Here is a 12728-nt window from a genome sequence, read left to right as displayed (position 1 = left end):
GGGTCCGAGTAGCCTCGGGTGCCATGGAGCATGAGGTGTTCGTACCGGTTCCGGTTCCGGCCCTGCGGCGGGCGCTGGACGATCCCGCCCGTGTCGCGCGCTGTGTGCCGGGGCTCCAGCGGGACGCCGACGCGTCCGCGGGCCCGCTGAGCGGCCGGCTCAGGATCAGGGCCGGCGGCCACACCATCACGTACCGGGGCGCGCTGCGGCTGACCCCGTCGCCGGACGCGGCGGACGGCGCGGCGTACGCCCTCTCCGTGGAGGGCGAGGGCGCCGAGGCCCGCGGCGGCGGTTCCGCCCTGCTGTCCCTGACCCTCCGCCTGACCGCCCGCGACGACGGCACGGCGATCACCTTCGCGGGCACCGCGACCGGCGAGGGCCGCATCCTGGAGCTCGACCCGGCCGCGGCCCTCTCGGCCGCCCACCGCCTGCTGGACCGCTTCGCGCGGCAACTCGTGACGGAATCCCTGGCCGCCCACGGGGAGGACGGCGCGGAGGGAGGCGACGGGGCCTCGGGTGGCTCCGCCTCGGGCGACTCCGTTGCGGATGACTCCGCTTCTGGTGACTCCGCTTCTGGTGACCCCGCTTCGGATGACTCCGCTTCGGGTACGGCGGTTCCGGCCGCCGGGAAGCCGCCCGTCCGCGGCGAGAAGACCTCCGGGGCGTCCGGAGAGAAGCCCGTCCCTGACGAGAAGGCTGTCCCGGACGAGAAGCCCGTCCGCGACGAGAAGGCCGTCCCGGACGAGAAGCCCGTCCCCGACGAGAGGCCCCCCGCCGTCTCCGCCGACGAGGAGCAGGCCGTCGGGGAGGCCGTGGAGCAGGCCATCGAGGAGGCCGCCGAGGAGGCGGACGAGGAGCGGGGGTCCGTGTTCGACGCCCCCGTGCCGCCGTCGTCGCTGGACCCGGTGGCCGGGATCGAGTTCACCGTTCCGGACGGGCCTCCGGCCGAGGCCGCGCACGCCCGGCGCACGATGATCGGGCGCAGCGCGGAGGAGGTCGACCACGCCCCGCCGCGCGGCCGGTACGCCCCGGTGCCGTCACCGGACGCGACCGGTGCGGGTGCCACGCTGCGCTGGGTGGCCCCGGCGGCCGCGCTGGCCCTCGCCTCGGCGGTGGTGGTCGGCCGGGCGCTGCGGCGCCGGAAGTAGGGGGTGGCTCCGGCCCGGCCGGTGGGACACCCCCGGTGGCCGACGTTTGGATCGGGTCCGGGCCGCGCCAGTAGTGTCGTCGGGTGAGCAGCAGCGAGAAGAGCGTCCGGCTGGCCGCCGGCGACGCAGAGTTGACCGTGAATCCCGACAACGGCTGCCGTATCGGCAGCCTGCGGATCGGTGGGACCGAACTGCTGCGGCAGGGGGAGCGCTACGGCTGCTTCCCGATGGTGCCGTGGTGCGGACGGACCGGTTACGGGCAGTTCCGCAACGGCGGTGTGCTGCACCGGCTCCCGCTGACCGCGCCGCCGCACGCCATCCACGGCACGGGCCGGGACACCGCGTGGCGCACCGCGCACGCGAGCGACACCGAGGCCGCCTTCTACTACGACCTGACCGACCCGTGGCCGTACCCGGGGCGGGTCACCCAGACCTTCGAGCTGACCGAGTCGTCGCTGACGGCCGCGTTCGGCATCGAGACGTACGGCGACTCCTTCCCGGCGCAGGCCGGCTGGCACCCCTGGTTCCGGCGCAGCCTCGGCGAGGGCGGGGACGTCCGGATCGCGTTCGACGCCGCCTGGCAGGAGGAGCGCGGCGACGACCATCTGCCGACCGGCCGCCGGATCCCGCCGCAGGCCGGCCCCTGGGACGACTGCTTCGGGATGCCCGACGGCGTCGAGGTGACGCTGACCTGGCCGGAGCGGCTGGAGCTCACGGTGAAGAGCCCGAGCGAGTGGGTCGTGGTCTACGACGAGCAGGACGAGGCGGTCTGCGTGGAACCGCAGTCGGGCCCGCCGAACGGGCTGAACACCGACCCGCGCTACGTCACCCCCATCGACCCCCTGGAGATCGCGACCACCTGGAGCTGGCGCACGCTCTGAGTGCCGGGGCGGACCGTGCCCGGCACGCCCCGTGCCCACGGCGCCTTATCCTCGTAGCCATGACTGACGTACGCGCTGAGCTGCTCCAGCAGATCAAGGACAAGGCCGTGGTGCACGGCAAGGTGACGCTCTCCTCCGGGCTCGAAGCCGACTGGTACATCGATCTGCGCCGCATCACGCTGGACGGCAAGGCCGCTCCGATGGTCGGTCAGGTCATGCTCGACGCGACCGCCGAGCTGGACTACGACTGCGTGGGCGGGCTGACGCTGGGTGCCGACCCGGTCGCCACCTCGATGCTCCACGCCTCCGCCGCGCGCGGTCAGGTGCTGGACGCGTTCGTGGTCCGCAAGGCCCAGAAGGCCCACGGGATGCAGCGCAGGATCGAGGGCGCGGACGTCAAGGGCCGCCGTTGCCTGGTCGTCGAGGACACCTCGACCACCGGTGGTTCGCCTCTGACGGCCGTCGAGGCGGTGCGCGAGGCCGGTGGCGAGGTCGTCGCCGTCGCCGTGATCGTGGAGCGGGGGGCCGCCCCGGCCATCGCCGAGGCCGGGCTGCCGTATGTCCACGCCTACACGGTCCCGGACCTCGACCTGTCCTGACCTGCGGTTCTTCGCGAAGGCGGTCGGTTTCACGTGAAACCGGCCGCCTTTGTCGTACCCCTTCAGACCCGGTCGCCGAACGCTGGGGGAGTACACCGGGTGGAGCCCAGGCCAGAGTCTGGGAGGATGGGGGCGACGATGACGTCGCCCCCAGGTCAGGGAACCAGCAACGCACACCCGCACATCCCAAGGAGCGGACAGATGCCCATCGCAACCCCCGAGGTCTACGCCGAGATGCTCGACCGGGCGAAGGCAGGCAAGTTCGCCTACCCGGCCATCAATGTGACGTCGACCCAGACCCTGCACGCTGCGCTGCGCGGCTTCGCGGAGGCCGAGAGCGACGGCATCGTGCAGATCTCGACCGGCGGCGCGGAGTTCCTGGGCGGCCAGTACAACAAGGACATGGTCACCGGCGCCGTCGCCCTGGCCGAGTTCGCGCACATCGTCGCCGCCAAGTACGACGTCACCGTCGCCCTGCACACGGACCACTGCCCCAAGGACAAGCTGGACGGCTATGTCCGCCCGCTGCTCGACATCTCCGCCGAGCGCGTCGCCAAGGGCCTGAACCCGCTGTTCCAGTCCCACATGTGGGACGGTTCGGCGGAGACGCTGGCCGACAACCTGGCCATCGGCCAGGAGCTGCTGGCCAAGGCCGCCGCCGCCAAGATCATCCTTGAGGTCGAGATCACCCCGACCGGTGGCGAGGAGGACGGCGTCACCCACGAGATCAACGACGAGCTGTACACGACCGTCGACGACGCGCTGCGCACCGCCGAGGCGCTGGGTCTGGGCGAGAAGGGCCGCTACCTGCTGGCCGCGTCCTTCGGCAACGTCCACGGCGTCTACAAGCCGGGCAACGTCGTCCTGCGTCCGGAGCTCCTCAAGGACCTCCAGGAGGGCGTCGGCGCGAAGTACGGCAAGCCCTCCCCGTTCGACTTCGTCTTCCACGGCGGCTCCGGCTCCACCACCGAGGAGATCGCCACCGCGCTGGAGAACGGCGTCGTGAAGATGAACCTCGACACCGACACCCAGTACGCCTTCACCCGCCCGATCGTGGACCACGTGTTCCGCAACTACGACGGTGTGCTGAAGGTCGACGGCGAGGTCGGCAACAAGAAGGTCTACGACCCGCGCAGCTGGGGCAAGTCCGCCGAGGGCGGCATGGCCAAGCGCGTCACGGAGGCCTGCGCCAACCTGCGGTCCACCGGCACCAAGCTGAAGTAGTCCCGTACGGATGTGCGGCGTGGGCCCGGCACCCCCTCGGGGTGTCCGGGCCCACGGCATGTCCGGACCCCACCCGCACGACCCGAGGGAACAGCTGTGAGCACGTCCTACGACTTCGACACCGTCATCGACCGCCGCGGCACCTGGTGCGTCCAGTGGGACGGGGTCGCGGACCGTTTCGGGGTGGACGGGCTGCTGCCGTTCACCATCTCGGACATGGACTTCGAGACCGCCCCCGAGGTGCTGGCCGCCCTCCGCGCCCGTCTCGACCACGGCGTCCTCGGCTACACCGACTGGCGGCAGGACGACTTCCGCTCCGCGATAGCCCACTGGTACGCCACCCGGTACGGCACCGCGATCGACACCGGGACCCTCGTCTACGGGCCCTCCGTGCTCAGCCAGTTCTCCCAGCTGCTCCAGATGTGGACCTCCGAGGGCGACGGTGTCGTCCTCCACACCCCCACCTACGACGGCTTCCGGAAGGCGATCACCGGCCTGGGCCGGGAGCTGCGCGGTGTGGCGCTCGGGGACACCGCCGCGTTGGAGCGGGAGCTGGCCCGGGAGGACAGCAAGGTCCTGGTGGTCTGCTCCCCGCACAACCCCTCGGGCCGGGTCTGGGCGGAGGCGGAGCTGGCGGACATGGCCGCGCTCGCCGCCCGCCACGGCGTCGCCGTGATCAGCGACGAGATCCACGCCGACTTCGTCCACGACGGCCGCCCGCACGTGCCCTGGTCGCGGATCGCGGGCGAGGGGCGCTGGGCGATCATCACCTCGGGCTCCAAGTCCTTCAACTTCCCGGCGCTGACCGGTTCGTACGGCTTCATCGGACGGCCCGAGGACCGCACGGAGTATCTGCGCCGGATGGAGACGGCGGAAGGCCTCGCCTCCCCGGCGGTGCTCTCGCTGACCGCGCACATCGCCGCCTACCGCGAGGGCGCGCCCTGGCTGGACGCCCTGCGCGACTACGTCGCCGGCAACCTGGCCCTCGTCGCCGAACGGCTGGACAGGGCCTTCCCCGGCCTGGGCTGGGAGCCGCCCCAGGCCGGCTATCTCGCCTGGATCGACGTACGGGCGGCGGGCGTCACGGACGACGAGGCGCTGCAGCGCGTGCTCGTCGAACAGGAACGGGTCGCCATCATGCCCGGCGGGGTCTACGGCGCCGAGGGATACGTCCGGCTCAACGTGGGCTGCCCCCGCAGCAAGGCGCTGGCCGGGATCGAGGCGCTGATCCGGGGGATCGAGACGGTGCGGTCCGCCGCGTAGGGCGTCGGGGCCGGCGGGTGCGGTGCGCCGCGTACGCCATCGGAACCGGGCGGTCCGGGGCGTCCGGGTAGGGCGTCCGGCCCACCCCGCTGGTCCGCCGCGCGCACGGCGGTGATGCTGGGGCCATGGCGAACAGCGAGGCGGACGGGCCCGGTATCCGGGTCGCCTCCGCCGCCGGGCGCTGGGTGGTGCTGACCACCGTGCTCGGCTCCGGCATGGCGATGCTCGACTCCACCGTCATCAACGTCGCCCTGCCCCGCATCGGCGAGGACCTGGGCACCGATCTGGCCGCGCTCCAGTGGACCGTCAACGCCTACATGCTCACGCTCGCCGGGCTGATCCTGCTCGGCGGCTCGCTCGGCGACCGCTACGGGCGGCGGCGGATCTTCGTCCTGGGCGTCGTCTGGTTCGCCGTCGCCTCGCTGATCTGCGGACTCGCGCCCAACGCCGCCGTGCTCATCGCCGCCCGCGCCCTCCAGGGGGTGGGCGGCGCCCTGCTCACCCCCGGTTCGCTGGCCCTGATCCAGGCGAGCTTCCACCCGGACGACCGGGCCCGCGCGGTCGGGCTCTGGTCCGGCTTCGGCGGGATCGGGGCCGCCGTCGGACCGTTCGTCGGTGGCTGGCTGGTCGACGGACCCGGCTGGCGATGGGTGTTCCTGCTCAACCTGCCGCTCGCCGCGCTCTGCGTGCCCGTCGCGCTGCGCCACGTACCGGAGTCCCGCGATCCGTACGCGCACGGCCGCTTCGACGTCCTCGGGGCCGCCCTCGGGGCGCTCGCGCTGGCCCTGGTGACCTATGCGCTGATCGAGGCGCCGGGGCGGGGCGCCTCCCCGGCGGTGATCGGCGCGGCGGTGGGCGGGGTGGTGCTCGGCGTGGTCTTCGTCGGGGTCGAGCGGCGGCGGGCCGACCCGATGCTCCCGCCGTCGGTCTTCGCCTCCCGGCAGTTCACCGCCGTCAACGTGGTCACCCTGTGCGTCTACGCGGCGCTCGGCGGCTACTTCTTCCTCTCCGCGATCCAGCTCCAGGTCGTCGCCGGCTACTCGGCGCTCGGCGCGGGCACCGCGCTGCTGCCCACCACCCTGCTGATGCTGCTGTTCTCGGCCGCCTCGGGCGAACTGGGCCAGCGCATCGGGCCGCGCATCCCGCTGACCGCGGGGCCGCTGATCGCCGCCGCGGGCATGCTGCTGATGCTGCGCGTGGGGCCCGGCTCGGCCTCCGTCACCGGCTACCTCACCGACGTCCTGCCCGCCGTCGTGGTCCTCGGCACCGGGCTCGTCGTCGTCGTCGCCCCGCTCACCGCGACCGTCCTGGCCTCCGTGGACACCGCCCGCGCCGGGCTCGCCAGCGGGATCAACAACGCCGCCGCCCGCGCCGCCGGGCTGATCGCGGTGGCCGCGCTGCCGCTGCTCGCCGGGATGGGGCCGGAGGCCTACCGGGACGCCGGGGAGTTCGCCGCGACCTTCCGGCGGGCCATGCCGATGTGCGCCGGGCTGCTGGCCGCCGGCGCGCTGATCGCCTGGGCGACCGTCCGCGACCCCGCGCCCGCCGTGCGCGACGCCGCCCGGCCCGAGTGCACCGTGCACTGCGGCGTCGCCGGCCCGCCGCTGGAACCCGCGCCGGAGACCGCCCGCCCGGACGGCGGCACGGCCACGACCGACGCCGACTGAACCGGCGTGCCCCGCGCGGCGCGAACCGGCGCGGACCGAACCGGCGTGCCCCGCGCGGCGCGAACCGGCGCGGACCGAACCGGCGTGCCCCGCGCGGCGCCCGGGACAGGCACACTGGAACCCATGTCGATCCACGAGAACCTGCTCGGGGGCCCGCCCCCGACCCACCTGCCCGACGACCCGGAGCCGCGCGACCTGCTCGCCGCCGGCACCGCGCCCGCCGACGTCGCCGCGAAGTACCCGACCTCCTCGCTGGCCTGGGCGCAGCTCGCAGACGAGGCCTTCGAGGGCGGCCGGGTCGTCGAGTCCTACGCGTACGCCCGCACCGGCTACCACCGCGGCCTGGACGCGCTGCGCCGGGCCGGCTGGAAGGGCCACGGCCCCGTCCCGTTCGAGCACGAGCCGAACCGCGGCTTCCTGCGCGCCCTGCACGCCCTCGCGCGTGCCGCGCAGGCCATCGGTGAGCAGGACGAGTACGAGCGCTGCTCGACGTTCCTGCGCGACTCCTCGCCGACCGCCGCCGAAACCCTCGGCTAGCCGATTCCCGCCCTGTGGGCCCCGCGGACGCCGCCGTCCGCGGGGCCTGCGCGTTCGCGGGGGCCGTGGTTAGGATGCGAACAGGGGACCGGGGCTCCACTTCCTCACCGGAAGGGGCGGACCGCTACCCGGAAGCTCGTGTCGAGGAGACAGCGATGTCGACGATCCACCCCGACCCCGAAGCCACCGGTGCGGCGACCCCGCACCTGGACTTCGCGGGAACGACTCCGTACGAGGACTATGTCCAGGCGGATGTTCTCACCCACCTCCAGCACCTCCGCTCGGACGATCCCGGCGAGATGGTCTTCCTGGTCACCACCCAGGTCATGGAGCTGTGGTTCACGGTCATCGTCCATGAGTGGGAGACCGCGGCGCACGCCCTGCGCCAGGACCGGCTGACGGTGGCGCGCGACGCGCTGAAGCGGTCGGTGCGGGAGCTGGAGGCGCTGAACGCCTCCTGGACGCCGCTCGCCCAGCTCACCCCCGCCCAGTTCAACTCCTACCGGTCCGCCCTCGGCGAGGGTTCCGGTTTCCAGTCGGCGATGTACCGGCGGATGGAGTTCCTGCTCGGCGACAAGTCCGCGTCCATGCTCGTGCCGCACCGGGGCGCGCCCCGCGTCCACGCCGAACTGGAGAAGGCGCTCGGCGAACCGGGGCTGTACGACGAGACGCTGGCCCTGCTCGCCCGGCGCGGGTACGCGATCCCGCCGTCCGTGCTCGAACGCGATCTCACCCTGAAGTACGAGCCCTCGCCCGAGGTCGAGGCCGTCTGGGCGGAGATCTACGCCGACCCCGACCAGCACGGCGAACTGGTCCGGCTGGGCGAGGCGCTGACGGACGTCGGCGAACTCGTGTGGCGCTGGCGCAACGACCATCTCGTCGCCACCCGCCGCGCCATGGGTTCCAAGACCGGCACGGGCGGTTCGGCCGGGGTGGCCTGGCTGGAGAAGCGCGCCACGAAGAACGTGTTCCCCGAACTCTGGACGGCCCGCAGCCATGTCTGACCTCCAGGAGCGCGCACAGGCGCTCGACACCGCCGACGCGCTCGCCCCGCTGCGGGCGCTGTTCACCCTCGACGACACCGTCTACCTGGACGGCAACTCGCTGGGCGCGCTGCCCCGGCACGTCCCCGCGCGGATGCAGGAGGTCCTCACCCGTGAGTGGGGCGAACTGCGCATCAGGTCCTGGGACGAGAGCGGCTGGTGGACCGCGCCGGAGCGGATCGGCGACCGCATCGCCCCGATCGTCGGCGCGGCCGCGGGGCAGATCGTCGTCGGCGACTCCACCAGCGTGAACGTCTTCAAGGCCGTCGTCGCCGCCTGCCGGCTCGCGCCGGAGGGCCGCGACGAGATCCTGGTCGACGCCGCCACCTTCCCCACCGACGGCTACATCGCCGCGTCCGCCGCCCGGATGACCGGCCACCGCATCACCCCGGTCGCCCCCGCCGACGTGCCGGACGCGCTGGGGCCCCGGACGGCCGCGGTACTGCTCAACCACGTCGACTACCGCACCGGCCGGCTCCACGACCTGCCCGGTCTCACCGCCGCCGTGCGGGCCGCGGGCGCGGTCTCCGTCTGGGACCTCTGCCACAGCGCGGGCGCCCTGCCCGTCGGCCTGGACGCGCACGGGGTCGACCTGGCCGTCGGCTGCACCTACAAGTACCTGAACGGCGGCCCCGGTTCGCCCGGGTACCTCTACGTCGCCGCCCGCCACCAGGACGCCTTCGACTCGCCCCTGCCCGGGTGGACCTCGCACGCCGACCCGTTCGCCATGACCCCCGGCTACACCCCCGCCGACGGGGCCGTGCGCGGCCGGACCGGAACGCCCGACATCCTGTCCATGCTGGCCCTGGAGTCCTCCCTGGACGTCTGGGACGGGGTCTCCGTGGAGGCCGTGCGCGCCAAGTCGCTGGCCCTGACGGACTTCTTCCTGGAATGCGTCGAGGCGTACGCGCCCCGGGACCGGGTCACCTCCGTCACCCCGGCCGCGCACGCCGAACGCGGCAGCCAGATCGCGCTGCGGTGCGAGGACGCCGAACCGGTCATGCGCGCCCTCATCGCGCGCGGGGTCGTGGGGGACCTGCGCCGCCCCGATGTGCTGCGGTTCGGATTCACCCCGCTGTACGTGGGGTTCGCGGACACGGAACGCGCGGCGCGCGTGCTCGCGGACGTGCTGGCCGCTCCCTCGGCGTAGGCTTCCGGCTCCGTCCGGTGACCGGCTCGCCCCGGTCACCGGACGGCTGTACGGGCCTTCGGGAGCCCGAGGGTTCCCGCCGGGCGCGCACCGGCGTCGTACTGGTACCGTCCCCGCAGGTCAGGCCAGTTGACTATGGATCAGGGACGGTTGGAGCAGCATGTCGGATTCTGCCGCGCGCGATCGGGATGCCGTCGAGACCGAGTCGGCCTTCTCCCATCCGGCCGTCGCGCCCGACGCCTCCGCCGCCTATGGCAGCCACCCCGACCAGGTGATCGACTTCTACGCGCCGCGCGACGGGCGCGCCGGCGCCCCCGTCGTGGTCGTGCTGCACGGCGGGGCGTGGCGGGCGCCGTACGACCGGGGCCATGTGTCGCCGTTCGCGGACTTCCTGGCCCGGCGCGGCTTCGCGGTCGCCAGTGTGGAGTACCGGCGCGGCAGCGAACTCCCGCAGCAGCGGGGCTCCGGTCCGGTCGCCGGCCGCTGGCCCGAGACCTTCGACGACATCGCGGCGGCCATGGACGCGCTGCCCGTCCTGCTGGCGCGGGAGCTGCCCGCGGCGGACGCCCGGCGGACCGTCGTCACCGGGCACTCCGCGGGCGGGCAGCTCGCCCTGTGGGCCGCCGCCCGGCATGTGCTGCCCGAGGGCTCGCCCTGGCGGCTGCCGCGCCCGCCCGCGCTGCGCGGGGTGGTCGCGCTGGCCCCGATCGCGGACTTCGCCTCGGCCGTGGAACTGGACGTGTGCTCCGGCGCGATCGGGCAGTTCCTGGGCCGGGCGGAGGACTACGCGGAGCGGTCCGCGTACGCCGATCCGGCGTGCCTGCTGCCCACCGGCATCGCGACCGTGGTCGTCCAGGGCACCACGGACCTCACCGTTCCGCAGGCCGTGTCCGAGGCGTTCGTCGACGAGGCCGCGCGCCGGGGCGAGACGGTGGGCCTGACGCTGCTGCCCGAGGTCGGGCACTTCCCGCTCATCGACCCGGCGGCCGACGCCTGCGCCGTCGTCGCCGAGGAGATCGCACAACTGGCCTGGTAGGACCCGGTGCGGAGGCGGAGGAGGGCCGCGTAGTACTTGCGACGGACGGTCCAGGATCCGCAGCGCTGCTGACGACCGGGGGCCCCTGTCCCCGTACGTTGGAAACGTGACCGAGACCAAGACCAGGAGCCCGGAGCTCCGTGTGGCCGCAGGGGCGATAGGCGGCCTGCGGCAGGACCTGATCCACGACGCGTTCGCCTACCGGCCGCTGGCGCCGATGCGGACCGACGGGGTGCTGACCCGCAGGCTGCCGGACCGCTTCCGCGCCCGGGTCGCGTGGACCCCGCACGCGGTGGTCCTGACCGCCGCCCTGATCTCCTTCTTCCTGGGGTTCTCCAGCAACGGCGACGCGGGCATCCTCGTGTCGGGGCTGCTGCCCGCCGTCTGCATCGCGATGACGCTGGTGCGGCCGGTCGGCGCCTTCTGGATGTCGATGGTGCTCATGCCGCTGTCCATGGCGACCTCGGCGTCGGACGGGCCGTGGGTGGCGAGCACCTTCTTCGCGCACCTGGTGGTGGTGACCGTCGTCGCCGCCCGGACCCGGCCCCGGGCCGCGGCCTGGATGTGGGGCCTCACCTTCGGGTTCGGGGTGCTCCTGGAGAACGCCGTCGGCTGGCACTCCGGACCGCCCACCACCGCGATGGCCGTCGCCTCGGCGTTCTCGCTGCTGGTGGTGAGCCTGGTGCAGGTGCGGCGCGAGGCCGAGCGCGAGGTGACCGTGCAGCGCACCGTCACCGCCGTCGAACGCGACCGGCGCACCCTGCTGGAGGAGCGCACCACCATCGCCCGTGAACTGCACGACGTGGTCGCCCACCACATGTCCGTCGTCGCCATCCAGGCCGAGGCCGCCCCCTACCGGGTGGAGAACCCGCCGCCCGAGCTGGAGCAGGCCTTCCTCACCATCCGGGAGAACGCCGTGGCGGCGCTCACCGAACTGCGCCGGGTGCTCGGCGTCGTCCGCGCGGAGGACTACGAGGTGCCGGACGCCCCGCAGCCCACCCTCGCCGAACTCGACGGACTGATCGCCAATGTCGGCGAGGCCGGGCTGCCCACCGAGAAAACGGTCACCGGCGCGGTGCGCGAACTCCCCCAGGGCGTCGAGCTGTCGGCGTACCGGATCATCCAGGAAGCTCTCAGCAACAGCCTGCGGCACGCCCCCGGGGCCACCGCTAAGGTCGAGATCGGCTATGTGCTCGGCGGGCTCGGGCTGCGCGTCGTCAACGGGCCGCCGACCGGCCCGGTCAAGCCCTCGCCCGGTGCCGGGCACGGGATCACGGGGATGCGGGAGCGGGTCGCGATGCTGAACGGCGAGATGACGGCCGAGGCGACGGCGGAGGGCGGTTACGAGGTCACGGCGTTCATCCCCGTGCAGACGGCCCCGGCCGACGCCCCCTCCGACGGCCGCCCCGGCACTTCCGGGGGGACGGCATGACCGCCGCCGCCGGAGCACCGATCCGGGTGCTCATCGTCGACGACCAGATGATGGTCCGCGAGGGCTTCTCGGTCCTGCTCAACGCGATGCCCGGCATCGAGGTCGTCGGCGAGGCCGTCAACGGGCGGCAGGCCGTCGCCCAGGTCGCCGCGCTCCGCCCCGACGTCGTGCTGATGGACATCCGGATGCCGGAACTCAACGGCATCGAGGCGACCCGCGAGATCGTCGCCGCCGACGCGGACGCCAAGGTGCTGGTCCTCACCACCTTCGACCTCGACGAGTACGTCTACCAGGCGCTGCGCGCCGGGGCCTCCGGCTTCCTCCTGAAGGACGCCTCCGCCCGCCAGCTCGCCGACGGCGTCCGGGTGGTCGCCTCCGGCGAGGCGCTGCTCGCCCCGACCGTCACCCGCCGGCTGATCACCGAGTTCTCCAAGCTCGCGGCGGCCGCCCCGCGCCCTCCGGCCCTGGCCCAGATCGGCGATCTCACCGAGCGCGAGACGGAGGTGCTGGTCCTGATCGCGCAGGGCCTGTCGAACGCGGAGATCGCCTCGCACCTGGTGGTCGCGGAGTCGACGATCAAGACCCATGTGAGCAGGATCCTTGTGAAACTGGGGCTCCGCGACCGCACCCAGGCCGCCGTCTTCGCCTACGAGGCCCGGTTGGTCACCCCGTCCTGAGACGGGCCCGGGACAGGCCCGGCGGCGGGTCCGGGACAGGTCCGGCCGGGCAGGGCTGGCCCGGGGGCGGG

Annotated in this window: 12 protein-coding genes; all 12 read left to right on the top strand. The window is 73.6% G+C overall.

Translation table 11 applies throughout. The features are described 5' to 3' along the window. The first annotated feature begins 23 nt into the window (after positions 1–23). The 12 genes from ACFVDM_RS00225 to ACFVDM_RS00170 all read left to right on the top strand — a co-directional run bounded on the left by ACFVDM_RS00225 (position 24) and on the right by ACFVDM_RS00170 (position 12657). Positions 24–1148 (top strand): SRPBCC domain-containing protein, encoded by a 1125-nt coding sequence (locus tag ACFVDM_RS00225; RefSeq protein ID WP_383630725.1) that lies wholly within the window; start codon positions 24–26, stop codon positions 1146–1148. An 83-nt stretch (positions 1149–1231) separates the two neighbouring features. Further along, positions 1232–2029: an aldose 1-epimerase gene (locus ACFVDM_RS00220; RefSeq protein WP_383630722.1), complete on the top strand. Its 798-nt coding sequence runs from the start codon at positions 1232–1234 to the stop codon at positions 2027–2029. 59 nt (positions 2030–2088) lie between these two features. Then, on the top strand, positions 2089–2628 hold the full coding sequence (gene pyrE / locus ACFVDM_RS00215) for an orotate phosphoribosyltransferase (protein ID WP_383630719.1): 540 nt from the start codon (positions 2089–2091) through the stop codon (positions 2626–2628). Positions 2629–2829: 201 nt separating this feature from the next. Then, a complete protein-coding gene (gene fbaA, locus ACFVDM_RS00210) occupies positions 2830–3852 on the top strand; it encodes a class II fructose-bisphosphate aldolase (RefSeq protein WP_383630716.1) in 1023 nt (340 codons plus the stop codon). A gap of 96 nt (positions 3853–3948) precedes the next feature. Continuing rightward, positions 3949–5115: a MalY/PatB family protein gene (locus ACFVDM_RS00205; protein WP_383630713.1), complete on the top strand. Its 1167-nt coding sequence runs from the start codon at positions 3949–3951 to the stop codon at positions 5113–5115. Between the two features lie 125 nt (positions 5116–5240). Then, positions 5241–6782, top strand: a complete 1542-nt coding sequence (locus ACFVDM_RS00200) for an MFS transporter (protein ID WP_383630709.1) — start codon at positions 5241–5243, stop codon at positions 6780–6782. 123 nt (positions 6783–6905) lie between these two features. Further along, on the top strand, positions 6906–7319 hold the full coding sequence (locus ACFVDM_RS00195) for a DUF3151 domain-containing protein (protein ID WP_383630706.1): 414 nt from the start codon (positions 6906–6908) through the stop codon (positions 7317–7319). A gap of 155 nt (positions 7320–7474) precedes the next feature. Beyond that, positions 7475–8323: a tryptophan 2,3-dioxygenase family protein gene (locus ACFVDM_RS00190; RefSeq protein ID WP_383630703.1), complete on the top strand. Its 849-nt coding sequence runs from the start codon at positions 7475–7477 to the stop codon at positions 8321–8323. After that, positions 8316–9512: a kynureninase gene (gene kynU / locus ACFVDM_RS00185; RefSeq protein ID WP_383630700.1), complete on the top strand. Its 1197-nt coding sequence runs from the start codon at positions 8316–8318 to the stop codon at positions 9510–9512. Before ACFVDM_RS00190 ends, kynU begins: the two co-directional genes overlap by 8 nt. A 160-nt stretch (positions 9513–9672) precedes the next feature. Then, the gene (locus ACFVDM_RS00180) at positions 9673–10548 is read left to right on the top strand and encodes an alpha/beta hydrolase family protein (protein WP_383630697.1); all 876 of its coding nucleotides are present in this window, start codon (positions 9673–9675) and stop codon (positions 10546–10548) included. 106 nt (positions 10549–10654) lie between these two features. After that, positions 10655–11980, top strand: a complete 1326-nt coding sequence (locus ACFVDM_RS00175; protein WP_383630694.1) for a sensor histidine kinase — start codon at positions 10655–10657, stop codon at positions 11978–11980. After that, entirely contained in the window at positions 11977–12657 is a 681-nt protein-coding gene (locus ACFVDM_RS00170; RefSeq protein WP_383630690.1) for a response regulator, read from the top strand. Before ACFVDM_RS00175 ends, ACFVDM_RS00170 begins: the two co-directional genes overlap by 4 nt. Positions 12658–12728: the final 71 nt, after the last annotated feature.

It is taken from the genome of Streptomyces sp. NPDC057682 (assembly GCF_042799575.1).
GTDB lineage: Bacteria > Actinomycetota > Actinomycetes > Streptomycetales > Streptomycetaceae > Streptomyces.
Note: the sequence above shows the minus strand (reverse complement) of the source record. Positions and strands in the feature narration are given on the sequence as shown.